At 69.9% G+C, this 26455-nt stretch carries 18 protein-coding genes and 1 riboswitch; of the genes, 16 read left to right on the top strand and 2 right to left on the bottom strand.

Annotated elements, in window-relative coordinates; genetic code table 11:
- The first annotated feature begins 120 nt into the window (after positions 1–120).
- The 9 genes from ACPYOG_RS01755 to ACPYOG_RS01715 all read left to right on the top strand — a co-directional run bounded on the left by ACPYOG_RS01755 (position 121) and on the right by ACPYOG_RS01715 (position 13660).
- Positions 121–1458, top strand: coding sequence for an ABC transporter substrate-binding protein (locus tag ACPYOG_RS01755; protein ID WP_481292537.1), 1338 nt, complete (start codon positions 121–123; stop codon positions 1456–1458).
- A 53-nt stretch (positions 1459–1511) separates the two neighbouring features.
- On the top strand, positions 1512–2498 hold the full coding sequence (locus ACPYOG_RS01750) for a carbohydrate ABC transporter permease (protein WP_481292536.1): 987 nt from the start codon (positions 1512–1514) through the stop codon (positions 2496–2498).
- Positions 2495–3451 (top strand): carbohydrate ABC transporter permease, encoded by a 957-nt coding sequence (locus ACPYOG_RS01745; RefSeq protein WP_481292535.1) that lies wholly within the window; start codon positions 2495–2497, stop codon positions 3449–3451. Before ACPYOG_RS01750 ends, ACPYOG_RS01745 begins: the two co-directional genes overlap by 4 nt.
- Complete coding sequence (locus ACPYOG_RS01740) at positions 3448–4368, top strand: family 43 glycosylhydrolase (RefSeq protein WP_481292534.1); 921 nt, start codon at positions 3448–3450, stop codon at positions 4366–4368. Before ACPYOG_RS01745 ends, ACPYOG_RS01740 begins: the two co-directional genes overlap by 4 nt.
- Positions 4365–5366, top strand: coding sequence for a LacI family DNA-binding transcriptional regulator (locus ACPYOG_RS01735; RefSeq protein ID WP_481292533.1), 1002 nt, complete (start codon positions 4365–4367; stop codon positions 5364–5366). Before ACPYOG_RS01740 ends, ACPYOG_RS01735 begins: the two co-directional genes overlap by 4 nt.
- Complete coding sequence (locus tag ACPYOG_RS01730; RefSeq protein ID WP_481292532.1) at positions 5363–7009, top strand: glycoside hydrolase family 43 protein; 1647 nt, start codon at positions 5363–5365, stop codon at positions 7007–7009. Before ACPYOG_RS01735 ends, ACPYOG_RS01730 begins: the two co-directional genes overlap by 4 nt.
- A complete protein-coding gene (locus ACPYOG_RS01725) occupies positions 7006–8004 on the top strand; it encodes a hydroxyacid dehydrogenase (protein WP_481292531.1) in 999 nt (332 codons plus the stop codon). Before ACPYOG_RS01730 ends, ACPYOG_RS01725 begins: the two co-directional genes overlap by 4 nt.
- Before the next feature lie 77 nt (positions 8005–8081).
- Complete coding sequence (locus tag ACPYOG_RS01720; protein WP_481292530.1) at positions 8082–12698, top strand: galactose-binding domain-containing protein; 4617 nt, start codon at positions 8082–8084, stop codon at positions 12696–12698.
- Positions 12674–13660 carry a glycoside hydrolase family 43 protein gene (locus tag ACPYOG_RS01715; RefSeq protein ID WP_481292529.1) on the top strand — a complete coding sequence of 329 codons (987 nt, stop codon included), beginning with the start codon at positions 12674–12676 and terminating at the stop codon, positions 13658–13660. The genes ACPYOG_RS01720 and ACPYOG_RS01715 overlap by 25 nt, the downstream gene beginning before the upstream one ends.
- 2 nt (positions 13661–13662) lie before the next feature.
- On the opposite strand, the gene thiD is transcribed toward ACPYOG_RS01715, so the two are convergent.
- Positions 13663–14541, bottom strand: a complete 879-nt coding sequence (thiD, locus tag ACPYOG_RS01710; protein WP_481292528.1) for a bifunctional hydroxymethylpyrimidine kinase/phosphomethylpyrimidine kinase — start codon at positions 14539–14541, stop codon at positions 13663–13665.
- A 54-nt stretch (positions 14542–14595) separates the two neighbouring features.
- Positions 14596–14704, top strand: a riboswitch (TPP riboswitch).
- On the opposite strand from thiD, the gene thiC reads away from it, so the two are divergent.
- Positions 14703–16436: a phosphomethylpyrimidine synthase ThiC gene (gene thiC, locus ACPYOG_RS01705; RefSeq protein ID WP_481292527.1), complete on the top strand. Its 1734-nt coding sequence runs from the start codon at positions 14703–14705 to the stop codon at positions 16434–16436. It overlaps the preceding riboswitch by 2 nt.
- Here thiC and thiE read toward each other — a convergent pair.
- Entirely contained in the window at positions 16433–17074 is a 642-nt protein-coding gene (gene thiE, locus ACPYOG_RS01700; RefSeq protein WP_481292526.1) for a thiamine phosphate synthase, read from the bottom strand. The genes thiC and thiE overlap by 4 nt on opposite strands.
- 27 nt (positions 17075–17101) lie before the next feature.
- Here thiE and thiO point away from each other — a divergent pair, with 27 nt between their 5' ends.
- The 6 genes from thiO (at position 17102) to ACPYOG_RS01670 (ending at position 26429) form a co-directional block, all read left to right on the top strand.
- Complete coding sequence (thiO, locus tag ACPYOG_RS01695; protein WP_481292525.1) at positions 17102–18322, top strand: glycine oxidase ThiO; 1221 nt, start codon at positions 17102–17104, stop codon at positions 18320–18322.
- Positions 18319–18558: a sulfur carrier protein ThiS gene (gene thiS / locus ACPYOG_RS01690; RefSeq protein WP_481292524.1), complete on the top strand. Its 240-nt coding sequence runs from the start codon at positions 18319–18321 to the stop codon at positions 18556–18558. Before thiO ends, thiS begins: the two co-directional genes overlap by 4 nt.
- Positions 18559–18584: 26 nt before the next feature.
- Positions 18585–19388, top strand: coding sequence for a thiazole synthase (locus ACPYOG_RS01685; protein WP_481292568.1), 804 nt, complete (start codon positions 18585–18587; stop codon positions 19386–19388).
- On the top strand, positions 19385–20614 hold the full coding sequence (locus tag ACPYOG_RS01680; RefSeq protein ID WP_481292523.1) for a ThiF family adenylyltransferase: 1230 nt from the start codon (positions 19385–19387) through the stop codon (positions 20612–20614). The genes ACPYOG_RS01685 and ACPYOG_RS01680 overlap by 4 nt, the downstream gene beginning before the upstream one ends.
- 113 nt (positions 20615–20727) lie before the next feature.
- Positions 20728–21921 (top strand): RDD family protein, encoded by a 1194-nt coding sequence (locus ACPYOG_RS01675; protein WP_481292522.1) that lies wholly within the window; start codon positions 20728–20730, stop codon positions 21919–21921.
- Positions 21918–26429: an FtsK/SpoIIIE domain-containing protein gene (locus tag ACPYOG_RS01670; RefSeq protein WP_481292521.1), complete on the top strand. Its 4512-nt coding sequence runs from the start codon at positions 21918–21920 to the stop codon at positions 26427–26429. Before ACPYOG_RS01675 ends, ACPYOG_RS01670 begins: the two co-directional genes overlap by 4 nt.
- Positions 26430–26455: the final 26 nt, after the last annotated feature.

The following is a 26455-nucleotide window of genomic DNA, read 5'->3' as shown; positions in this document are numbered from 1 at the left end:
CATCCACGAGGTGTTGACAACCCCCACTGACGCACCGTAGCTTACGGATAGCGTTTTCCACGCGAGACAGCACCAAGCAGATCCGTGAGTCCTCCACTCACGTCACGAAGGAGTGAACGAATGCGAAAAGCACACACCCGTGCGCTCGCCCTGGTAGCCGGGGTCGCAGCCCTGGGCCTCCTGGCCGGGTGCAGCGCGCCCTCCAGCCCATCGGCGTCCGCGACCTCGAAGAAGCCCGCCGTCATCGACGTGTGGGGTTGGGACGCCGAGATGACCCCGAACATCGTCAAGGCGTTCAACGCCAGCCACACGGATGTCCAGGTCAACTACGTCCTGCAGGCGAGCAACCCGGCGACGGTGACCAACTTCCGCAACGTCATGAAGTCCAAGAAGGGCATCCCCTGCTGGGTGCCCGCCACCGGCCCGGTGACGACAGCGGTCGTCAACGGCTGGGCGCAGGACATCACGAAGTACATCAAGCCGATCGAGAGCAAGTTCTCCGCGGGAGCGCTCGCCGGCGCCAAGCTGGACGGCAAGTACTACGGGTTCCCCAGCGGCCCGGATGCGACGTTCGCGCTGGTCAACGAGAAGGTCTACAGCGACAACGGCATCGCCGTGCCGAAGACGTGGGACGACCTGATCGCCGCGGGCAAGCAGCTCAAGCCGAAGGGCATCACGGTCATCAACCTCGCGGGTGAGGACCCCTCGACGCTCATCCAGATCGAGCAGCTCGCCGGCGCCAAGTGGTTCACGATCGACGGCGACCGCTGGAAGGTGAACTTCACCGACGCGAACTCGCTGAAGGGCGCCGACGTGATCCAGCAGATCGTGGACAACGACCTCGCGTCGCACCAGACGTACCAGGACCGGCCCTCGCTCTACGCGTACTTCGACAGCGGCAAGCTCGCGACCGTTCCTCTGGCGTGGTGGTCGCTGTTCGGCTACCAGACCAACCTCAAGGCCTCCCTCGGGACCTGGAAGGCTGTGGACTTCCCGCAGCTGAGCGACTCGGGACCCTTCAAGACGCCCGGCATCGCCAACCCCGGCATCGTGCCGGTCGGCTGCAAGGACCCGGCCGCCGCGGTCGAGTACCAGACCTGGGTGGCGACCTCCGCCGCGGGAATCGCGGCGTCGAAGAGTACGAAGACCGACGCCATCAGCCTGCCGACGTCTCTGAAGGACGTGTCGAAGTACACCGCGGCTATCGTGCCCGACAAGCTCATCGACCCGGCGCAGAGCAAGGATCAGGTGGGCGCTGTGATCTCCAAGGCGCAGTCCGCCGCCATCGGCTCCTTCAATGAAGGCCCGGACTACGACGCCTGGTTCCCTGAGCTCCAGGACCAGTGGGGCAAGGCGATGGCCAAGCAGATCACGGTCAAGCAGGCACTGGAGAACGTTCAGGCGTTCGTGGTCCAGGACCTGAAGACCAAGGGCATCAACTACACGGTCGCGAAGTAACACAGGTGAGGGGTGCGCCCGAGCGGCGCACCCCTCCCGGAAAGGAGACGGCGATGTCTTCGGCCACAAAGACGAGCGAAGCCGGGCCCGCGCGCAGCGCCACCCGGAGCACTCCGCTCCCGAGCGCCGGTCGGCGGCCGAGACGACGGATGTCGTGGCGGCACGTGCAGTCGCTGAAGGGAGCATCCTTCACCTGGCCCTTCGTCGCCGGCTTCGCCGTCTTCACCGTGCTGCCCGTCCTCCTCGGGCTCGGGCAGAGCTTCTTCACGGTGAAGAGCTCCGGGCTCGGGTTCAGCGCAGCGCAGACGTCGTTCACGGGATTCGACAACTTCGTGCGCGCACTGGGCGATGAGACGTTCTGGGCGTCGATGATCCGGGTGGCCATCTACGCCGCCGTCATGGTGCCCGTCACGATGATGGTGAGCCTGACGATGGCCCTCCTCCTCGATGCCGTCCGCCGGCGCGTGGCCAACCGGTTCCGGCTCCTGCTGCTCATCCCGTACATGATCCCGGGGATCGTGGCGACCATGATCTGGCTCTACCTGTACAGCCCGAACGTCGGCCCGATCCGCCCGGTCCTGGCGCTCGTCGGGCTCGACGTGAACTTCTTCGCGGGCAACATGGTCTGGGTCGGGATCGGCAACCTGGTCGTCTGGGGCACCATCGGGTTCAACATGCTGATCCTGTACGGATCGCTGCAGGCCGTCCCACGGGATGTCTTCGAAGCCGCGCGGGTCGACGGCGCCTCCGAAGTGCGCATCGCCTTCTCCATCAAGGTGCCCTACGTGCGCGGCACCCTGGTGCTCACGGGTCTGCTCTCCATCATCGGCACGCTGCAGATCTTCGCCGAGCCGACGCTCTTCCGGACGGTCTCCCCGGAGACCATCACCAAGGACTTCACTCCGACGATGGTCATCTACAACCAGGCCTTCCAGGTCGGGAACCTCAACTACGCCGCTGCCCTCTCCATCATCCTCGCCCTGGTCGTGGGGATCGCCTCGGCAGTGATCTACCGTCTCGCGAACAGGGTGGACAAATGAGCCTCATCGACACACAGATCGCCGGCCCGGACCTGCTGGACGCCGGCAGCGCCTCCCCGCGTGGATCCGGACGGCGGCGCCGGGCCGTGGAGCATGACGCGGGCGAGATGGCCGGCCGGCGCGGCGGCGCCAAGTGGGTGGTCATCATCGGGCTGGTCGCGTTCGCGCTCTACTCGATCGGGCCCGCCTGGTGGCTGATCGTCTCCGCCACCAAGTCGAAGCAGGACCTCTTCACGACGAGCGGTCTCTGGTTCTCCCACTTCAACCTCTTCGAGAACCTCGCCTCGCTGTTCTCCTACCAGGACGGCATCTTCTCGCTGTGGCTGTGGAACTCGACGGTGTACGCGGTGCTGGGCTCGCTCGGGCAGACCTTTGTGGCGCTCGCCGCGGGCTACGGACTGGCGATGTACCGGTTCAAGGGACGCGGCGCGACCGTGGCCTTCATCATCGCCTCCTTCCTCATCCCGAGCACGCTGCTCACCATCCCCTCGTATCTGCTGTACGTGCAGCTCGGCATCTACAACACGATCTGGGCGATGATCGTCCCGGCGTTCTTCAGCCCGTTCGCGGTGTACTTGGCGAAGGTCTACACCGAGGGGGCGATGCCGGCCGAGCTGATGGAGGCCGCACGCATCGACGGTGCGGGGGAGTACCGGATCTTCTTCCGGATCGGGCTGCGACTGCTGACCACGGCGGGAGCGACCATCTTCCTGCTCCACTTCGTCGGATCCTGGAACGGCTTCTTCGGGCCGCTGGTGTTCCTGCGCGACTCCGACAAGTGGCCCGTGATGCTCGGGCTGTACTCGTGGCTGCAACGCGGGGTCGACTCCACGGTCGATCTGACGAGCCTGGTGATCACCGGCTCGCTCGTCGCGACGATCCCGATGGTCCTTCTGATGATCGCGATGCAGCGGTACTGGAAATCCGGCGTGACCATGGGGAGCATCAAATGACCTTCGAATCCACCCGTCCCGCCGACATCCGCCCCGGCACCGCATTCATCGACGACACCGGCGAGATCGCCCAGCTGCACGGCGTCGGGATCCAGCGCTTCGGCGACCGCTTCTACGCCTGGGGCGAGGACAAGCGCGCCGGATCGGTGTTCACGGCGGTCGCCTGCTACTCGTCCCTGGATCTCGCCGAGTGGCGCTTCGAGGGGAACTCGCTGGTCGCGGGCGAGGGAGACCTCGGTCCCGACCGGATCATCGAGCGTCCGAAGGTGCTCCGCCGTCCGGACGGCGCGTACGTGATGTTCCTGCACGTCGACACCGCCGACTACCGCTTCGCCCGCGTCGGCTACGCGATCGGCGACAACCCGGTGGGGCCGTTCCGGTATGTGGGGAGCGAGCGCCCACTGGGCAACGTCAGCCGCGATATCGGCGTCTACCAGGAGGACGGAGTCGGGTACCTGCTCTCCGAGGACCGCGACAACGGCCTGCACATCTACCGGCTGGCTCCCGATCACCTGTCGGTGGAGGCGATCGTGGCGACGACGCGCAAGGACGATCAGTCGGGCGGGTACGAGTCGCCCGCGCTGGTCCGTCACGACGGCCTCTACTACCTGTTCGGGTCCGATCTCACCGGGTGGTCGACCAACGACAACAAAGTGGCGACGGCGGCCGACCTGAGCGGGCCCTGGTCCACCTGGGAGGACATCGCGCCCCCGGGATCCGCGACCTTCGACTCGCAGGTGAGCGCGGTCGTCCCTGTCGGCGACGGCGCGCGGCCGGCCTTCGTCTACGTCGGCGACCGGTGGCTCAGCGACGATCTGGCGAACTCCCCGGCGGTGTGGCTCCCGATGGAGATCTCCGGCGGCCGTGCGCGGATCAGCTGGGCCGACGAGTGGAGGCTCGAGGTCCCGCGCGCATGACTCTGGAGTACCGGCCGACCATCCTCGACGTCGCCCAGACGGCCGGCGTGAGCTCACGTACCGTGACCCGGGTCATCCAGGGCTCGGCGGTCGTCAGCGCGTCCACCCAGGACCGGGTGGAGCGGGCGATGCGCGAGCTCGGGTACATCGTCCCGGCGCACGGCGCCCCTGCGGGGACGACGCAGATCGCACTGATCGCCATGCACGGGATCAACCCGACGATCCTGCACGGCGTCCTCGACGGTGTCACGTCCGAGGGCCGCCGACGCGGTCTCCTCGTCACCCAGGCGGACGTTATCGCACCCGCGGATCACCTGGAGAGCTCATTGCTGGAGGTCGTCGGCCGCAAGATCGAGGAGGGCGCCTCGGGTGCGATCCTCGTCGCGACCGCGGACATCTTCTCTAAGGTGGCGGCCGTCCTCGCCCGGCGTCTGCCGGTCGTCGTCGCCCTGGCGGAGCACGAGACCGCCTCGTCGGTCACGATCGACTCGTACAACGGTGCGGTGCAGGCGACCCGGCACCTCCTCGCGCTCGGGCACGCCGAGCTGGCGCACGTCGCCGGCCCCGCGAACCTGGTGCACGCACAGGCCAGAACGCAGGGCTTCCTCGACACGCTCGAGGAGGCAGGGCTCGAGCCCGTGGATGTGGTCCCGGGCGACTGGTCGGCGGCATCCGGCTTCGCCGCGGGTGAACGGTTGCTCGCATCCACGGCGTCGGCCGTCTTCTGCGCGAGCGATCAGGTGGCGCTGGGGGTCATGCACGCCTATGCCCGTGCCGGGCGTCCCGCCCCGGACGGCATCAGCGTGGTCGGGTACGACGACGAGCCGGGGGCGGCGTTCTTCACGCCGGCCCTGACGACGATCCGCCAGGACTACCGGCGCGTCGGCGTCGCCGCGATCGACGTGTTCGCGCAGGCGCAGGCGGCCGGAGCGCCGAGGCACGCCGACCTCCTGCCGGAGCTCATCGTCCGCGCATCGACCGGGAGGCCGGTCCGGTGACGGGTACGACGACGCAACAGGGGCTGTTGACGAACCCGGTCATCCGCGGCTTCGCCCCGGATCCGTCCATCGTCCGGCTCGGCGAGTGGTACTTCGTCGCCGTGAGCTCGTTCGAGTGGTTCCCGACCATCCCGATCCACCGGTCGCGCGATCTGATCGACTGGGAGTACGCGGGTCACGTCGCGAGCGCCGTCCCGGAGGGATCGCTCGCCGGGTATGCGGACTCGGCCGGCATCTGGGCGCCGGCGCTGAGTGTCGCCGCGGGCAGGCTCTGGGTGACCTACTCGATCGTGGAATCCCTCCAGAAGCCGTACTTCAACCTGTCCACGTACATCACGACCGCCGCCGTCGCGGAGGGCGCGCTCTCGGACTGGGACGTCCCGGTGCGGGTGCCCTCGCACGGCTTCGATCCGTCCCTGTTCCACCACGACGGGCGGACCTGGCTCGCCAACCTGCAGAACGACCATCGTCCGGACGGCGACCGGTTCTCCGGCATCGTCCTCACCGAGCTGGAGCGCACGGACGGGACATTCCGCACGGTCGGCGGGACGCAGCTGCTCCTGCAGCGCGACACGCTCATCGAGGGTCCGAAGCTGCTGTTCAAGGACGGCTGGTTCTACCTCTCGCTGGCCGAGGGAGGCACCGGTGTCGAGCACGGCGTGCTCGTCGCGCGAAGCCGCGACGTCACCGGGCCGTACGAGATCGACCGGCAGCCGCTGCTGACCACGCGCGACGACCCGGAGTGGCCCCTGCAGAAGGCCGGGCACGGTGAGTTCGTGCAGGCGCCCGATGGTTCCTGGTACCTCGTGCACCTCGTCTCCCGGCCCATCCGGACCCCGAGTGGAGTGCAGAGCCCGCTCGGCCGGGAGACCGCCGTGCAGGCCATCGTCTGGGACGACGACGGCTGGCCCCGCCTTGCGCAGGGAGGCTGGCATCCTGCTGTCGAGGTCGCCGTCCCGGCGGTTCCCGCCCCGGAGCGGGCGGCGACCGGGCCGGCCCGGGGGAGCGCAGTGCTCGACTGGCCGTGGAGCACTCTTCGCGCTCCCGCCACGAGCGAGTGGGTGGACGTCGTCGACGAGCATTCGTTCCGGCTGCGCGGACGCCAGGGAATCGAGTCCTGGCGCGCGAACAGCCTCGTCGGCCAGCGCCTCACCGAGCACCACGCCGTCGCCGAGGTGACCATGGAGGCGCACCCGGCCACGTTCGCGCACTCCGCCGGTCTGGTGCTCTGGTACAACTCCTCCGCGTACATCTCGCTGCAGCTCACCTGGGCCGAGCCCGAGGGCGAGCCACAGCGCGGCCAGCAATTCGAGGAGGGCGGGGGCGGGATCGTCCTCGTGCTCACCGCCCGGAGCGTCGACGGATCCGTGGAGCTCGCGCGGAGCGCGGCCGATGCCGGACCCTGGCGGCTGCGCGCCGAGCTCGATCACGGCACCGCGCGCTTCGCCGCCGGCCGCGACGACGGAAGCGCCCTCGAACCGTTCGGGCCGGAGGTCGACGCATCCTTCCTGTCGGACGACTTCGGGCCGCTTCTGCGCTTCACCGGCACATTCGCCGCGGTCAACGCCTTCGACCTCGTCGATGAGGCGTTCACCGCGACCTTCAGCCGCTTCACCCTCACCACGAGCACACGGAGATCATGATGAAAGCCGTCTTCGGGATGGGGCAGCACCTGATCCCGTTCCTCTTCTCGCCCGACGACATCGCCGAGCTGCAGGAGTACGTCGAGATCGACCCGGCTCGCGCCATCGCTTCGGTCGCGGACCTCGATCCGGCCGAACGCCCGGCGATCGACACCCTGATCACCGGGTGGGGTGGCCCGGAGCTCACGCGGGACGAGCTCGATCAGCTGCCCGGCCTGCGCGCGATCGTCCATGCCGCCGGCACCGTCCGGTTCGTGGATCCCGACGCCTGGCACCGCGGCATCGTCGTGTCGTCCGGCGCGTGGGCCAACGCCGTCCCCGTCGCGGAGTTCACCGTCGCGATGATCGTGCTCGCCGGGAAGGACGCCTTCTGGGTCGCTCGGACGTACGCCGCCGAGCAGCGCGAGATCCACCGGGAGGCGGAGCTGCCTGCCATCGGCAACTTCGGCCGCACCGTCGGGATCGTGGGCGCCTCACGCATCGGGTCGCGGGTGATCCGCCTGCTGCAGGCCTACGACCTGCGGGTGCTCGTCTTCGACCCGTTCTGCACGCAGGAGCAGGCGCGTCTCCTCGGCGCCGAACTGGTCTCCGACCTCTCCGAGCTCGCGCGGCGCAGCAGCGTCCTCTCCATTCACGCGCCCAGCCGCCCGGAGACGTGGGGGATGATCTCACGGGAGGTGCTGGCGGCTCTGCCGGACGGCGCGACCATCGTCAACACGGCTCGGGCCGACATCGTCGACCAGGATGCGCTCATCGCAGAACTCCGGTCGGGGCGGCTGCGCGCTGTCCTCGATGTGACCGACCCCGAAGTCCTGCCGAAGGGGCACATCCTCTACAGCCTCCCCAACGTCCATCTGACGCCGCACCTGGCCGGCGCGGCCGGGAACGAGCTGCGCAGGATCGGGGAGTCCGCCGTCGCGGAGGTCCGCAGGCACGCGCGCGGCCAGCCCTTGCGCCATGCGGTCGAGTTCGCCGAGCTCGCTCGCATGGCCTGACCGCGCGTCACATCATGGAAAACGCTATCCACTCTCATTCCGATCAGCTCCAACCGTCAACGAAGAAGGTACCGATCGTGCAACAGCGCAGTGTTCCCTCACCCCGCCCGCGGGGCCGACTCGCATTCCTCAGCGGACTGATCGCGGTCGTGCTCGCGGCAGCCACTCTGCAGCTCGCCGCAAGCCCGGCGACCGCCGCGCCGGTGGCCGCGGCCGTGCCGGTCGCATCGGCCGTGACGGCCACCACCTGCACCGTCGAGTTCCATCCGACGGTCAGCAGCCAGGGCTTCGTCCATCCTGGAGTCGGACTGACCGCTCCCGTGCTCGAGAACGCCAGGACCCAGATCGCGACAGGCGCCGAGCCGTGGTCGAGCTACTACGCGTCGATGACGCAATCCTCCGCCGCCAGCACCACGGCCTCGTCGTCGAACGCGAGCAGCGCCGACCCGACCAAGCCCGGCACGGTGGCCTTCAACAGCCAGGGGGTGGAAGGCAGGTTCATCGCGGACGGCCTCAAGGCGTACACGCAGACCCTGATGTACGTGTTCACCGGATCGGAGGTCTACCGCAAGAACGCGATGAACATCATCCGGATCTGGGAGCAGATGGACCCCAGCCAGTACGCCTACTACACCGACGCGCACATCCACACCGGCATCCCGATGAACCGCATGGTGACCGCCGCCGAGATCCTCCGCTACAGCTCCTGCGCGAACGAGGAGACGCCGTGGACCGACGCCGACACGGCCGCCTTCACGAAGAACCTGATCACGCCGGTCATCGAGACCTTCCAGCACGACAACAACTACTTCATGAACCAGCACACGTACCCGCTGATGGGTGCGATGGCCGGATACATCTTCACCGACAACGCTCCCCGTTACGCCGAAGCGGTCGAGTGGTTCACCGTCAACGCCACGGCCACGGACCAGGGCTTCAACGGCTCCATCTCGCGACTGTTCCGGATGGTCACGAAGGACGACTCGACCGGCCAGGCGATCGCCGACCCGCACGTCCAGCACGTCGAGATGGGGCGCGACCAGGCGCACGGCGGCGGCGACATCACCAACGCGTACTACCTGGCGCGGATGATGCTGGCTCAGGGGACGAAGGTCGACCCGACCGCCGGCACGATCTCCACAGCAGCGAACGCCGTCGGTCCCTACGAGTTCCTCGGCGACCGCATCCTCTCGGCCGCGGACTACTTCTGGCAGTACATGCTCGGCTACGACACTGCGTGGACCCCTGTGGCGTACGCGATCTCTCCGGACGGGACGATCCGCGACACGTACAACCACATCTCCTCGGGCTACCGCGGCCGATTCAACACGGCCAGCTTCTGGGACCTGTACTACTACTACACGTATGACCGGGGCCTCGATCTGAAGACCGTCGCGCCGCACTTCTACGAAGCGTTCACCAAGCGGCTGCCGCTGACGTACTACTACGGCGGGTCTGCGCAGAACGCCTGGGACGGCGTCGACGGCGGCGGCGACTTCTGGCTCTACATGCCGGCCGCGGCCGCTGGCAGCTCGGTCCCGAAGAAGGAGACGAGCGGCACGACGCTGGAGGTCGAGGACCGCTACACCGACATCTCCGGGCAGGTCGAGTCCGGCACGGACGGCACCACCGGCTATGTCCGGCTCGGCGCGACGACGGCCGGATCGAAGATCGCGTTCCTGGAGGGTTCGACGGCCGCGAAGACCATCGGACTGCGCGTTCGCACCGACGCACCAGTCGACCTACGGCTCACCTCGGGGCTCGACGAGACGGTGACCATCCCGGACACCGGGTCGCAGTGGCGGAACGTCCTGGTGAAGCTCGCCACCGGAGAGTCGATCGGCGATCTGATCTACCTCCAGGCGAACGGCACCGGCGGCCACGTCGATATCGACAGCATCGACACCGCGATCGCCTCCCATTCGACTCCTCCTGTTCTCCCGACCACGGTTCCCAGCCGCCTCGTGGGCTACGCCGGCGCGTCCTCCGTCACGGCGTTCGCGGCGACGGATCCGGGTACGGGGGAGACCCTCACGTACACGGCTGCCGGCCTCCCCTCCGGGGCATCGCTGGACTCCGGGTCCGGCGCGCTCACCTGGGCTCCTGCTGCAGCGGGCTCCGCGGACGTCGTGGTCTCGGTGGATGACGGGACGACTGTGGCCGCACGCCATATCGAACTGGACTCCGCGACATCGCGCGACGGCGCCCTGACGCTTGCGAAACAGGGCTTCGACTCGAACGCGATCTACGAAAGCGCGACCTCGGCCGCCTACACCGCTGCGGTCGCCGACGCGACCACGCTCTCCCACCACGGTTCGGACGCCGACTACCTCGCCGCCGTGCAGAAGGTCGTCGCGGCGACCGCCGGTCTCCGGCTGGTGTCGCCGCGGATCGCGGACGGAAGTCTGAACTACCCGGCCCTGCTGACCAGTTCGACGATGGGCGCCGACGTCGGCAAGCTCGACGACTCGAGCAACCTGACGGGATCGAGCTATCCGCAGGCGGTGAACCTCACCCACACGTTCGACTTCGGGCCGGACTTCCGCGTGTCGGCGTCATCGTTCGGCCTGGAGTCGAACATCTTCGCCGACCGGATCGCGGGCTCGGCGGTGTTCGGCTCGAACGACGCCACCAACTGGACGCGATTGACGCCCGGTCTGACCACGATGACGCAGGACTTCCAGACACTCGCAGTGTCGCCCGACCTGGCCGGCCAGCAGTTCCGCTACTTCCGGATCAAGATGCTGGATCCCCAGCCGGACGTGCTCCACAACACCATCGTGAACCTGATGGAGCTGACGGAGTTCCACGTCTTCGGTGACCGCCACGAGATCGGAAACGAGGTCGCTCAGGCCACGATCAGCTCGCCGAAGGCCATCGCGGGCAAGATCTCCTCCGGCGACCCGGTGACGGTCTCGGTGGTCACGAAGACCGCCGTGGGCTCCGTGTCGGCGACGATCCAAGGGACGAAGGTCGCCGCCGCCTCCTCCGACGGCGTCCATTGGACCGTGACAGCGCCGGTCGCCGCGACGGCGTCCGGTCCGGTGACGCTGGCCATCGACGAAACGGATGCCCGCGGCACGGCTGGGCCGACGCTCTACGGCACCACGGACGGGTCCGCCTTGTTCGTCGGCGGCGACGGGAGCAAGCTGGTCGACGTCGCGAACGACGCGAAGGTGACCGCCTCGGACAAGCAGTGGCCCGGCAACGGACTGAGCGCGGACCAGGTGGGATACCTGCTCTTCGACGGCAGGGCGGACACCGCAGGCGATCTCAACACGGCCACCGGTTCGTACTACGTGATCGACTTCGGCGCCGACGCGAAGATCGCGCTCGACCAGGTCTTCCTCCTGCCGAGGGCGACCAAGGCGACCAGGGCGAACGGCACTGTGGTCCAGGCCTCCGACGACGGGACGACCTGGAAGGATCTGACCACAGCGCTCTCCGGCGCCGCGGAAGGCACGTGGTCGGACGCCGGAGCGGTCGCCGCGGGAGGCCAGTCCTACCGCTACCTCCGCCTGATCAACCAGACGGCGTGGAGCGGCGACCTCGCAGAGGTCCAGCTCTACGGCAGCCTGACCTACGCCGACGGCTACTTCGACACCCAGGTGGCCGACACCTCCACGTCGACCCGTGCGAGCGCCGATGCGTACGCCCAGAAGGTGGCCGCCCTGCGCACCCAGTGGAACGCGCCAGGGGCGGACCGCACCAGCGTGCTGAAGCGGCTCGCCGCCGCGAAGTCGATCCTGGTCCCCGAATCGTCGCTGTTCCCGACGATCTCCGTCGCGCGTTCGCAGGTGGTCGCCTCCTCCGCCTCCTGGGACGGCACGGCGAACGCCGCCGACAATGGCTGGCGTGCGTTCGACGGCGATCCGGCGACGGCCACCGACACCAAGACCGCGGCGGGCTGGGTGCAGGTCGACCTCGGCGCGGGCAACGCCCGCACCGTCGGCAGCGTCCGGTTCCTGCCGCGCGTCGGGAACTTCGCCCGGATGAACGGCGGTGTCTTCCAGGGCTCGAACGACGCAGCGACGTGGGACACCCTCGCCACCGTGAGCGGCGTGTCCGCCGTGCAGTGGTACGACCTGCCCGTGACCTCGGGGATCGCCTACCGCTACCTGCGGTACTTCACATCCACGGGATACGCGAACGTCGCCGAACTGCAGTTCAAGGAGCGCGTCGTCGACACGACGCTGCTCACGGCACGGATCTCCGCCGGCGAAACGGCGGCGGACCCGGAGATCTGGACCGCTGCCTCCATCGACTCCCTGAACCAGGCGGTCGCGTCGGGGAAGGCGACGCTCGCGGGCGACTCGCCCACCCAGGCCGAGGTCGACGCCGCGGCGCAGGGGATCGCGGATGCGATCGCCGGACTCCAGCCGTTGGGAACCGCCTGGAGCGCGGCCCAGGTCTACACGAAGGGCGACCAGGTCACGTACGACGGCAACAACTTCATCGCCCAATGGTGGACGCAGGGCCAGGTGCCCGGGGCCTCCCCGTGGAGTGCCTGGGCGCAGGTCGGTCAGCGGACGCAGTGCCAGGCCGGCTGGAGCCGCACCTGGACGGCGAGCTGGCAGTACAACGAGGGCGACATCGCGGTGCAGGCCGGTCACCGCTGGCAGGCGAAGTGGTCGACCAGGAATCAGACTCCCGGGGACGCCAACGGCCCGTGGACGGATCTCGGCACCTGCTGATGGGCAGCGAGTACGGCTACCTGTTCGCCCACTTCCGGGAGGAACCGGACGGCTATGCGGAGCGCATCCACTTCTCGCTGAGCGAGGGCGACTCCCCGTTGCGGTGGCTTCCGCTCTGGAACGGTGAGCCGCGGCTGACCTCCACTCTCGGCACGACGGGCGTCCGCGACCCCGCGATCGTGAAGGATGCGGCGGGACGGTTCCACGTGCTGTGCACGGACCTCCGGGTCTGGGGCGGAGACGACGCCGGCTGGGACGCCTGGCGACGGCGTGGCAGCCGCTCGCTCATCGTCTGGGACTCCGACGACCTGGTCGAGTGGACGGGCCCGCGCGCAGTGGAGGTCGCTCCGGCGACCGCCGGGATGGCGTGGGCCCCGGAGACGACGGTCGACCCGGACACCGGCGAGCACCTCGTCTTCTGGTCGTCGTGCCTCTTCGACGAGTCCGATGGCGACCACACGGGCGAGACCTACAGCCGCATCCTGTACTCCCGGACGCGCGACTTCGTGCGGTTCACCCCTGCGGAGACGCTCATCGACAGCGGCCTCGACATCATCGACACGGCACTCCTGCAGGAGAACGGCCGCGTCCACCGGTTCAGCAAGGACGAGAGCCATGGGCCGGGCAGGTCCGGAATCCACCAGGAGGTCGGCTCCGGACTCTTCGCCGACGACTTCGTCACGGTCGGCACGCTGATCGGAGCGGACCTGTTCGCCGGCGTCGAAGCGCCGATCGTCCTGAAGGACCCCCACGAGTCCCGGTGGTATCTCTTCCTCGATCAGTACAGCACGAGCCCGCAGGGCTACTTCGCCCTGGAAAGCACCGATCCCGTCAGCGGCGACTGGAGTCCGGTCCCCGCCGACCGCGTGCGGATCGCGCCGGGGACCAAGCACGGCACGATCCTCCGCCTCGACCGCGAGGAATGGCTCCGGCTCCGCCCCTTCGCCGAGGAGGTCGCCTGACCTCACGCCACCGGATCCTGCTCGGCGACCGCCGACCCGTCCCCCTCCGGCCACAGGTGGTGGAAATGGTCGAGCGGGCCCGGACCACGGCCGACGTCGAGGCGATCGGCTGATGCGAGTGCGCCGGTCAGCCACGTCTTCGTCACCCGGAGAGCGTCCAGCCAGTCTCCCGACCGTGCGCGATTCGTGGCCAGCCCGGCCGACAGTGAACAGCCCGTGCCATGGGTGTTCGCCGTCGCCACTCGTGGCGCCATCAGCGAAGAGACGGCCCGGCCGGTGCCGAGCGTGTCCCGTGGATCGATCACGGCGTCGGGGGAGGTCGCACCGCCGAGGTGCCCACCCGTGACGAGCACAGCGACCTCGTAGGCCTCGGAGAGCCGCTGGGCCTGCGCGATCGCCGCGTCCCAGGACGACGCAGGCGGTTCGTCGGCTAGCGCTGCGAGCTCGTCCAGGTTGGGTGTGACCACGCTGCACAGCGGCAGGAGGCCGCGGAGCGCCTGCAGCAGGTCGTCGCGTCCCAGCGCGTCGCCGGTGCTGGCTTTCAGCACAGGATCGAGCACCACGATCGGCGGGGTGGTCTCGGCGAGCCATGCGCCGAGGACCGCGGCGTTGTCGGCGGTGGCGAGCATCCCGATCTTCACGGCATCGATCGTGACGTCGTCGCTGACGGCGGCGAGCTGTTCGGCGAGGAAGGAGGGCGGAGGGGTGTGGATGGTGCGGACCTCGGTGGTGTTCTGCGCGACGAGGGCGGTGACGACGGCCATGCCGTACCCGCCGTTGGCGGCGATGCTCTTGAGGTCGGCGTGGATGCCCGCACCGCCGGTGGGGTCCGTGCCGGCGATGCTGAGCACGCGCGGGATGCTGTGCTCGCGGGGGCTCATGGCGCGACCCTAGCAGGTCGGTTCGACGCCCCTCCGGATCGTGCGCTATGGTCGGTGCATCCACACGGGAGCCCTCGCAAGGGCTGAGATCGGGCTGACGCGGCCTGCGACCGTTCGAACCTGTCCGGGTAATTCCGGCGAAGGAAGTAGGAGTCTCCTCGATGGATTCTGTCGTAACTGCACGCGCTCTGGCCTTTCTGCACGACACGGAGCACGACCTCCACGTGCCGGTCGATCGGATCGGTCTGGACCCCTCGCCGGACGGCACGGCCAACCCGCCGGTGACGGTGTACCGGACCGAGGGACCGGGCAGTGACCCGGTCGTCGGTCTGCCGCCGCTCCGCGAGAAGTGGATCGCCGGCCGCGCCGACACGGAGGTGTACCCGGGCCGGGAGCGCAACCTGCAGGATGACGGCCGTTCGGCGATCCGCCGTGGCGAGGCGTCGGCGGAGTGGCGCGGCGCCAAGCCGCCGGTGCGCCGGGCGCTCCCCGGACGCACGATCACGCAGATGCGCTACGCCCGCGAAGGAGTGATCACTCCCGAGATGCGGTTCGTGGCGCTGCGGGAGGGCTGCGACGTCGAGCTGGTGCGTTCGGAGCTGGCGGCCGGCCGGGCGATCATCCCGAACAACGTCAACCACCCGGAGTCGGAGCCGATGATCATCGGCAAGGCGTTCCTGGTGAAGATCAACGCCAACATCGGCAACTCCGCGGTGACCAGCTCGATCGCCGAGGAGGTATCCAAGCTGCAGTGGGCGACGACCTGGGGCGCGGACACGGTGATGGACCTCTCCACCGGCGACGACATCCACACGACCCGTGAGTGGATCATCCGCAACTCGCCGGTGCCGATCGGAACCGTCCCGATCTACCAGGCGCTGGAGAAGGTGAACGGGGATGCGTCCGCGCTCACCTGGGAGGTGTACCGGGACACAGTCATCGAGCAGTGCGAGCAGGGCGTGGACTACATGACCGTCCACGCGGGCGTACTGCTGCGGTACGTGCCGTTGACGGCGGAGCGGGTGACCGGGATCGTCTCGCGTGGCGGCTCGATCATGGCCGGCTGGTGCCTGGCGCACCACCAGGAGAACTTCCTCTACACGCACTTCGACGAACTCTGCGAGATCTTCGCGCAGTACGACGTCGCGTTCTCCCTCGGCGACGGGCTGCGGCCGGGGTCCATCGCCGACGCGAACGACGCCGCCCAGTTCGCCGAGCTGGACACCCTCGCCGAGCTGACCAAGCGTGCCTGGACGTACGACGTGCAGGTCATGGTCGAGGGCCCCGGACACGTCCCGTTCCACCTGGTCCGGGAGAACGTCGAGCGACAGCAGGAGCTCTGCGACGGCGCCCCCTTTTACACGCTCGGCCCGCTGGTGACCGACATCGCTCCGGGCTACGACCACATCACCTCGGCGATCGGGGCGACCGAGATCGCCCGCTACGGCACGGCGATGCTCTGCTACGTGACGCCGAAGGAGCACCTGGGCCTGCCGGACCGGGACGATGTGAAGACCGGGGTCATCACATACAAGATCGCCGCCCACGCGGCCGACGTCGCCAAGGGCCACCCGGGCGCGCAGGCACGGGACGACGCGCTCTCGAAGGCCCGGTTCGAGTTCCGCTGGCGCGACCAGTTCGCCCTGTCGCTGGACCCGGTCACCGCGCAGGAGTTCCACGACGAGACCCTGCCGGCCGAACCGGCGAAGACGGCGCACTTCTGCTCGATGTGCGGGCCGAAGTTCTGCTCGATGCGCATCTCGCAGGACATCCGCGACCAGTTCGGCGGTGTCACCGAGCAGCAGCGGGTCGCCGGGATGGCGGCCAAATCGGCCGAGTTCGCCGAGTCCGGCGGGAAGGTCTACCTTCCCGCGCCCACCACCGGCCGCCCCTAGCCGTGGTGCGCGAGGACCGGGAGCGCCGCGCGCAACCGCCCGGCGCTTCCGGCGGGGTCATCCGACTCGGTGATCGCCCGCACGACGACCACGCGCTCGGCGCCCGCCGCCACGACCTCTCCGATGGTGGTCTCGTCGATGCCGCCGATCGCGAACCACGGCCGCGTCGCGGCGCGGGCGGCCGCGTAGCCGACGAGCCCGAGGCCCACACCGGCGCGGCCGGGCTTCGTGGGCGTCGGCCAGACCGGGCCGACGCAGAAGTAGTCCAGCCCGTCGGCGGAGATCGCGGCGTCGATCTGCTCGGCGCTGTGAGTGGAGAGCCCGATCGCCGTGCCCGCCCCGACGACCGTCCGGGCGACCGGCGCCGGCAGATCCTTCTGCCCGAGGTGCAGCACAGGGGCCCCGGAGACGCGGGCGATGTCGGCGCGGTCATTGACCGCCCAGAGCTTGCCGTGCCGGGCGGCGACGTCGGCAAGGACCGCGAGGACGTCGAGCTCTTCGCCGCCTTCGAGGGTCTTGTCGCGCAGCTGGATGATGTCGACTCCACCGGAGAAGGCCGCGTCGGCGAAGTCGGCGAAGTCGCCCTGACGGGTTCGGGCATCGGTGCAGAGATAGAGTTGCGCGGCGGCGAGGGACATGAGGCCAGGGTAGCCGCGGCCGGGGGAGTGTCCGGGTCCGAGGCCGTCGAGGCCGTGGACGTCGTGGTCGTCGGTGGCGGGATCATCGGTCTGGCCATCGCCTGGACGGTCGCCCGGACCGGCCGGTCGGTCCGGGTGTTCGATCCGGCTCCGGCCCGTGGCGCCACCTTCGCCGCCGCTGGGATGCTCGCGCCGGTGAGCGAGTACCACTACCAGGAGGACGCCCTCCTGGAGCTCATGGTCGCGTCGGCGGAACGGTACCCCGACTTCGTCGAGGCGCTCGCGGCGGACGGCACCGCCACCGGGTACCTGCCGACCGAGACCCTCCTGGTCGGAGTCGACCAGGGGGACCGGCGGGCCCTGGCGGACCTCCACGCGGCGCATCGCGCCCGGAGGCTCGTGGCCGACCCGATCTCCCTCGCCGACCTCCGGACGCTCGAGCCCTGCCTCGGCCCCCGGGTGACGTCCGGGTACCGTGTCCACGGCGACCATCAGGTCGATCCCCGCCTGCTGGCGAAGCGGTTACTGGCGGAACTGGAGAGCGCACCGGTCGCCGGCATCGTCCCCGAGCGGGTCGTGACGCTGCTGCACAGCGATCCGGCGGACGCCGGCTCGCGGGTGACCGGCGTCCGCGGGGAGCGCGGGACGACCGTGACAGCGACAGAGGTCGTCCTCGCGAACGGTCTCGGTGCGAGCAGTATCGGCGACCTGCCCGACGGGCTGGTGCTGCCGCTGCGCCCGGTGTTCGGCGACATCCTGCGGCTGCGCGTGCCCGACCGGCTCCGGCCGCTGCTCACCGCGACGGTCCGCGCCTTCGTCCGCGGCGAGAGCGTCTACCTCGTCCCGCGGGCGGACGGCACCCTCGTCATCGGCGCGACCCAGCGCGAGGACGGGCTCGCCGGCGTGTCCGCGGCCGGCGTCCATCGGCTGCTGCGGGACGCGCAGGACGTCCTCCCGGCCGTCGCCGAGCTGGAGCTTCTGGAGGCGACGGCACGCGCACGCCCGGCGACGCCCGACAACGCTCCCCTTCTCGGCCGCGTGCGAAGCGGCGACGGCGACGTGCCGGGCCTGATCGTGGCGACCGGCTTCTTCCGGCACGGCGTGCTGCTCGCCCCCATCGCCGCGGAGGTCTGCCTCGGACTCATGGAGGGGCTGCCGGACGACGAGCGCTGGAACCGGTTCCGCCCCCACCGGTTCGCACCACAGGACGCCGCGCTCGCCGCGGCGGAGAGGAACACCATCCGATGATCACGATCACCGTCAATGGACAGAGCCGGAGCGCGGAGGCCGCGTTCTCGGTCGCCGACCTCGTCGCCGACCTCACCGGGATCCGGGTCGACGCGGCCGGCGCCATCCCGGACGGAGGAGCCCTCGGTACGGCCGTCGCCGTGAACTCCGTCGTCGTGCCCCGCGCCGGCTGGACTGCGGAGGAACTCGCGGACGGCGACGTGGTCGAGATCGTCAGCGCCACCCAGGGAGGTTGACCATGCGCACCGACGCACCGATTGCGATGGACGCGCTGGACGCGCCCGCCGGGACGACCGCCGCGGACCCGCTGACCATCGACGGCGTCGAGCTCGGGTCCCGCCTGATCATGGGGACGGGAGGCGCCCCGAGCCTGGCCGGGCTCGGCGCCGCCCTGGCCGCCTCCGGGACGGAGCTCACGACCGTCGCCATGCGCCGCCACGATCCGTCGTCGGAGGGATCGCTGTTCCGGCTGATCGCCGACGCGGGCATCCGCCTGCTGCCCAACACGGCCGGATGCCTGACCGCCCGGGAGGCCGTGCTCACCGCCGAGCTGGCGCGCGAGGCGCTCGGAACGAACTGGATCAAGCTGGAGGTGATCGCCGACGAGGACACCCTCCTCCCGGACGGTGCCGAGCTCGCGGTCGCAACCGAGCAGCTCGTGTCGCGCGGATTCGTCGTCTTCGCCTACACCAACGACGATCCGGCGCTCGCCCGCCGGCTCGAGGACCTCGGCGCGGCGGCCGTCATGCCGCTCGGCGCGCCGATCGGCACGGGACTCGGCATCCTCAACCCGCACAACATCGCGCTGATCGCTGAGCGGGCGAGCGTTCCGGTCGTCCTGGACGCCGGGATCGGCACGGCCTCCGACGCGGCGCTCGCCATGGAGCTGGGCTGCGACGCCGTCCTGCTCGCCACCGCCGTCACCCGCGCCCAGGATCCCGTGGGCATGGCCGCGGCCTTCCGGCACGCCGTGATAGCGGGGCGCCTCGCCGCGCGCTCGGGCCGCATCCCCCGGCGGACCGTCTCGCTCGCGTCGTCGCCGATGGACGGGCGGCCCGACCTGTGAGCGCAAGGGAGGCGCGCTCCGCCGCAGGCCCGCTGGTCGACGCGGCCGGCTCGCTCGGTCCCGCGGAGGCGGACCGCTACTCGCGTCACCTGCTGCTCCCCGGGTTCGGGGGTGACGCACAACGGCGGCTGAAGAACGCCCGGGTGCTCGTGGTCGGCGCCGGCGGCCTCGGATCTCCGGTACTCCTCTATCTCGCCGCCGCCGGTGTCGGAACCCTCGGCATCGTCGACGACGACCGCGTGGAGACGAGCAACCTCCAGCGGCAGGTCATCCACGGCACCGGTGACGTGGGCCGGCTCAAGGTCGACTCGGCACGGGACACACTCGAGTCGGTCAATCCGCTCGTGCGCGTGGAGACGCATCCCTACCGTTTGATGGCCGAGAACGCGGTCGGGCTGATCGAGCGCTATGACCTCGTGGTGGACGGCGCCGACAACTTCGCCACCCGCTACCTCGTCTCCGACGCGGCCGAGTTCGCCGGGAAGCCCTGCGTCTGGGGTTCGATCCTGCAGTTCGGCGCGCAGGTCAGCGTTTTCTGGACCGGGCACGGCCCGACCTACCGCGACCTCTACCCGGACTCTCCGCCGCCCGAGTCGGCGCCGTCGTGCGGCGAGGCCGGCGTGCTCGGGATGCTCTGCGGCGCGGCCGGATCGGTCATGGCCGCCGAGGCGGTCAAGCTCATCACCGGTACGGGCAGGTCGCTGCTCGGCCGGCTGGCGCTCTTCGACATCGGCGAGGCCACCTGGCGCGAGCTGACGATCCCTGCCCCCGCCGTCCGCCGGCGACCGGTGCGGAACATCGCGCAGTCCGCGGAGAGCTGTGCGCCCGCGATGGTCGGCGCAGAGGTCGGCGTCGGCGTCGAGGCCCGGAGGACGGTCACCGTCGAGGAACTCCGCGCGATTCTCGCGTCGGCACGACCCGAGTCATCGCGGCGTCCCGAACTCATCGACGTCCGCGAGCCGGAGGAGTACGCCGCCGTGCACCTGCCGGGATCCCGGTCGTGGCCGCTCAGCATCCTCCGCACCCGCGGTGTGCCGGCCGGGCTGCGCCGTGAGACGGACATCGTGCTTCTCTGCAAGGCCGGACCACGGGCCGAGCTCGCCGCTGAGATCGTCCGCGGCGCCGGCTTCGGGAACACCCGAGTGCTCGTCGGCGGCGTCGATGAGTGGCTCAGGAGTACCGGCGGCGCGGCAGCAGCCGGGACGCAGGTCGCCGGCAATCGGTAGGGTGGCTTCTCGACGGGCATGGTGAGGCCTCCCCATCGACAGGGGATGCTCGGGCCGGTTGTCTTGGGGGAGCCTCGGCACGCGATCGAGGACGAGATCGAAGGGGAGACCGAGTGAGCAGTGGGCCCGCTGCGACGGGGCTGACGGAGCCGGGCAGCGACCTCGGCGCGCATCCGGACTTCGAGTACGCGCTCGCGCTCGGCCTGCGGCCCGCCCCGATCGGCAGGCGCGCTCTCGCGTTCGGGGTCGAGGTGGCGATCGTCGCGGTCGTGGCCGTGCCGGGGGTCATCGGCATGAGTCAGCTGGTGGCGGCTGCTGCGAGCGGGACGGCCGGTTCGCTCGTCTCGGTGATCCTGCTGCTGTCGAGCCTCTTCGTCGGCTATGCCTTCGTTCTGACGCAGGTCGTTCTCCACGGGCTGAAGGGCGTCACCGTGGGGAAGGCGATCTTCGGCATCCGGTCGGTGCGGGCCGCGACCCTCGGAAAGCCGGGATTCTGGCGCATGCTCGGGCGTGCGCTGATCCTTCAGGTGAGCCTGTGGGTCTCGCCACTCGCCGTCGTCCTGCTCCTCTCGCCGCTGTGGGATCCCGGGAGGCGAGGACGCGGCTGGCTCGATCGTGCGGGCGGCAACTGGCTGATCGACATCGCGCAGGGCCTCGATCCGTACGATGCCAAGGCTCTCCGGTTGGCGAAACGGGCGCTGGAGCCGGCGGCCGAACCGGCGCCGACGGGCCTCCCTTCGCTGGCGACCGTGTTCACCGGTTCCGCGATCGAGCCGATTCCGTTCGTTCCGGCGACGCGGCTCGAGTCCGCCATCGTCGGGGTGGTGCAGCAACCGCTCCCGGCGTCGCCGGAGCAACCCGCGCCGCAGGCGCAGGCGCAACCGCTCCCTCGGGTAGAGCCCCTCCCGACCGTGCAGCCCCTCCCCGGAGCGCACTCGGCACCGGCTGCGCGTCGCCCCCTGACCGAGGCCCTCCTGCTCTTCGACGACGGCACCCGCATCCGTGTGTCCGGGAGCGGGCTGATCGGCCGCAATCCGGAACCGCGCGCGCAGGAGGCGGTCGGGATGCTGGTTCCCATCGCCGACGAAAGCTGGTCGGTCTCCAAGACCCACGCCGCCTTCGGGTTCGACGACCGGGGATTCTGGATCGTCGACCGCGCCTCCCGCAACGGGACGTCGCTGCGCGTCGGCGAGGAGTTCGTGCGCGTCCCCACGCACTCGCCGACGCGGGTCGGCGAGGGGCAGACGGTGATGCTCGGCGAGCGCTCGTTCGTCGTGCTCGGGATCGACCAGGAAGCAGACGAATGAGGGTCAAGCTCGGTCTCCGTCGCGGCAACGCGGACGCCGTCGACATCGTGGTCACCGCCGATGCGACCGCGACGGTGGGAGACGTCGCGTGGGCGATCGTCGACTCCGATCCCGCCCTCCGGGCCTCGCCGGATCCGGCCGATCGGCTCACGCTGATGGTCTCCCCGCCCGAGTCCGACGCCTTCGTCGAACTCGTGCCCGAGACGCCGATCGGCGAGGCGGCGATCGGATCCGGCTTCAACGCGGTCGTCGTCCGGTGCGGCACGGAGGCGTCCCCAGCGGGTTCGCCGCAGCGCGGCGCCGCTGCGGCCACGGTGCGCGTGATGACGGGCCCGGCGCGCGGGGCGGAGTTCCTGCTCCCGGCCGGGAACAGCACGATCGGCCGCGTGGCCGGAAACGACGTGGTGCTCGAGGATCCACTCGTCTCCAAGCGCCATGCCCGGGTGGAGGTCGGCCCCGGCGGCGTGGAAGTGATCGATCTGAACTCGGCGAACGGCATCCTCGTCGACGGAGGGCTCGTCTCGCGGGTTCGCCTGAGCAGCGGGCAGAGCGTGATCCTGGGCGACTCGGAGATCCGGTTCACCGCAGAAGCGCCGGCCGCAGCCGAGACGACCCAGCAGGTGCTCGAGCGCGGCGGGGTTCTGCGATTCAACCGATCACCGAGGGTGGAGGGCCGTTACCCGGGTCAGAAGTACCCCTCGCCCGAGATTCCCGGGGAGTCGGAGCCTCAGGTCTTCCCCTGGGTGATGATGGTCGCGCCTGCGGTGATGGGTGCGGTGATGTTCGCCGTCACGCGCAACCCCCTCTCCCTCGCGTTCATCGCGCTTGCACCGATGATGATGCTCGGCAGCTACGTCGCCCAGTCGAGCGGTGTCAAACGCAAGCTCAAGATCTCCACCGAGAAGTTCGAACTGCAGCTGGAGGACCTCGAAGCCCGTGTCCTGGCGGAGGTTCCGCGCGAGCAGGAGGCCCGCCGGCGCGAGAGCCCCTCGGTGGCCGAGATCTATGCCGACGCCCTGCAGCTCGGTCCGATGCTCTGGACGCGGCGGCCGGAGCACTGGAACTTCCTCGACGTGCGACTGGGCCTCGGCACGATGCCGAGCCGCAACACCGTCACGTCGGACGACTTCGGCAAGGGGCTGCCGGCGTACACGCGCGCCGTCGAAGAGCTGAAGGCGCGCGCCGAGCTCGTGTCGGACGTGCCGCTGGTCGAGAACCTGCAACTCGCGGGGGCACTCGGTGTGTGCGGACCGGGCACCAGCGTGGCGGATACCGTGCGCGCCCTGATCGTGCAGTACGCCGGCCTGCACTCACCCGCAGAACTGACGATCGCCGCGATCCTCGGTGCGCGCTCGACCGCCGAGTTCGAGTGGCTCAAGTGGCTGCCGCACACCTCGTCGCCGCAGAGCTCGCTCGCCGGCGTGCACCTCGCGGACAGCACCTCCACCGCCACCTCGATCCTGAACGCCCTCGAGGAGCTCATCGAGACCCGGATCGACGTCAAACGCAGAGCGGACAGCGCGCGCGGCGCCCACGACGAAGGGGCGGCCGCGGTGCACCGCGGCGCCGCTGTCGGATCGGGGAACACCACCGGTTCGATCAATCCGCTCGTCGCGTCCCTCGTCGTCGTGATCGACAACGAGGCGCCTGTCGACCGGGCACGGCTCGCCCAGGTTCTCGAGTACGCGGCGGATGCGAACGTCTACCCGATCTGGATGGCGCACACCGTCGAGGCGCTGCCCGCGGCGTGCCGGACCTTCGTCGACGTCTCCGCCGGCCTGGACGCAGCCTCGGTCGGGTTCGTCCGGCTCGGGATGACCGTCGCCGACGTCCGCGTCGAGGGCGTGTCGGCCGAATACGCGCGCATCCTGGCTCGCCGGCTGGCTCCCGTGGTCGACGCGAGCGCGGTGGTCGCCGACTCGAGCGATCTGCCGAGGAGTGTGTCGATGCTCACCCTCGTCGACGCGGACCTCGCCGCGGATCCTCATGCCGCGGTCGAACGCTGGACCCAGAACAACTCCATCCACGACCGCAGCGGCGCGCCGCCGGTCGCGCGGAAACGCGCAGGAACGCTGCGCGCGATCGTCGGGCAGGGGTCGCCGGACGCCATGCATCTCGACCTCCGGACGCAGGGTCCGCACGCGCTGGTCGGTGGCACGACCGGCTCGGGCAAGTCGGAGTTCCTGCAGGCGTGGGTGCTCGGGATGGCGGCCGAATACAGCCCGGACCGGGTCACCTTCCTGTTCGTGGACTACAAGGGCGGCTCGGCCTTCGCCGAGTGCGTGCGCCTCCCGCACTGCGTCGGACTGGTCACCGACCTCAGCCCGCACCTGGTGCGGCGTGCGCTGACGAGCCTCCGGGCGGAGCTGCGCCATCGCGAGCACCTGCTCAACCGCAAGAAGGCGAAAGACCTGATCGAGCTGGAGAAGCGGGGCGACCCGGAATGCCCTCCTGCGCTCATCCTGGTGATCGACGAGTTCGCCGCGCTCGTCGGAGAGGTGCCGGAGTTCGTGGACGGGGTGGTCGACATCGCTCAGCGCGGTCGCTCCCTCGGCATCCACCTGATCATGGCGACCCAGCGGCCGGCCGGTGTGATCAAGGACAATCTGCGTGCGAACACGAACCTGCGCGTTGCACTGCGGGTGGCCGACGAGAACGACAGTGTGGATGTGGTCGGCGACAGGGTGGCCGCGTCGTTCGATCCCTCCATCCCGGGTCGCGGCATCGCGAAGACGGGGCCCGGGAGGCTCATCCCGTTCCAGTCGGGCTACGCCGGCGGCTGGACGAGCGGCGAGCCGGACCCGACGGTCGTGAAGATCTCCGAGTTGCGGTTCGGCGCCGAGGTGCAGTGGGAACCGGAGCAGATCGCCGACCCGAACCTGCAGGTGACGGACCTGGGACCCAACGATCAGGTCCGCCTGGTCGAGAACCTGATCGCCGCCGCCGGGACGGCCGAGGTCCCCGCGCCTCGACGGCCGTGGCTCGACGAGCTGCCGGCGATCGTCGATCTGCTCGCTCTTCCGCAGTCGACGGACACCGAACTGATGATGGCCATGATCGACCGGCCGGAGCAGCAGTTGCAGACCCCGGCGTCCTTCTTCCCCGATCGCGACGGCCACATGGCGGTGTTCGGCACCTCCGGCGCGGGCAAGAGCGTCGTGCTTCGCACGCTCGGCGTCGCCGCAGGCCTCACCCCCGCCGGCGGCCCGGTCCACGTCTACGGGCTGGACTTCGGCACGGGTACGCTCCGGATGCTCGAAGCGCTCCCGCACGTCGGCTCGGTGGTCAGCGGAGACGACCACGAGCGGGTGACCCGGCTGCTGCGCACCGTGAAGGACATGCTCGACGCGCGGTCCCGCCGCTACAGCGAGGTGAACGCCGGCGACATCGTCGAGTACCGCCGCCTGGCGGGGCGGCCGGACGAACCCCGGGTGCTGCTGCTCCTCGACGGGTTCCCGGCCTTCAAGGACGAATACGACACGGGTCTCGGGCGGTCGGCCTACTACAACATGTTCCTCCAGCTGCTGACCGAGGGCCGGCCCCTCGGCATGCACGTCGTCTTCACCGCCGATCGCGCCACCGCGGTGCCGACCGCTGTGTCCTCGAACATCCAGCGCCGCGTCGTCCTGCGCTTGGCGGACGAGAACTCGTACTTCATGTTCGATGTCCCCAAGGACGTCCTGGATGCGGGCTCCCCTCCCGGACGGGCGATCGTCGACGGCTACGAAGCGCAGATCGCGGTCGCCGGGGGCTCCCCGAACGTGGCGGAGCAGTCCAAGGCGGTCGAGCGCGTCGCCGCGCAGCTCGCGGCCTTCGGACGCGCGCCGGCGCCGAAGGTCGGCCAGCTCCCGCGCGAGCTCCGGTTCGCCGAGCTGCCGGCCGCGGTCGCCGACCGGCCGGTGCTGGGTGTTCAGGATGCGACTCTCCAGCCCACCGGTTTCGAGCCGTACGGCTCGTTCCTCGTCGCGGGTCCGCCGTCGAGCGGCAAGTCGAACACGCTCGTCGCCCTGGCGCAGTCGACTCAGCGGTGGCGGCCGGACGCCCGGCTCTTCTTCATGGGCACGAAACGGTCGCCGATCAAGGACGCCCTTCCGTGGCTGGAGAGCGCGACGAACCCGGATTCCGCGGCGGAACTGGCCGGCGAGCTCGCGAAGCTCGTCGTGGATGACGAGGTCACCAACCACCTGGTGATCGTGATCGACAATGTCGCCGACTTCCAGGGCGGCGTCGCGGACGCGCCCATGACCGAGCTGGTGAAGCTCGTCAACCGCAGCGACCATCTGCTGCTCACCGACGGAGACGTCTCGACCCTCTCCGCGGGCTGGGGGCTGATCGGCGAGGTGAAGGCCGCTCGCCGCGGCATCGTCCTCATGCCGGACACCTTCGACGGCGATGCCGTCTTCAAGGTGCCGTTCCCGAGGATCGCGCGCAACGAGTCGCCTGTCGGCCGTGGGTTCTACGTGAACGGCGCCCAGGTTCAGAAGGTGCAGGTGCCGCTGGCGGAATGACCGCCTCAGCCGCGCCAGCGTCGCAC

This window comes from Leifsonia sp. HAY1-4F, from assembly GCF_056755275.1.
Note: the sequence above shows the minus strand (reverse complement) of the source record. Positions and strands in the feature narration are given on the sequence as shown.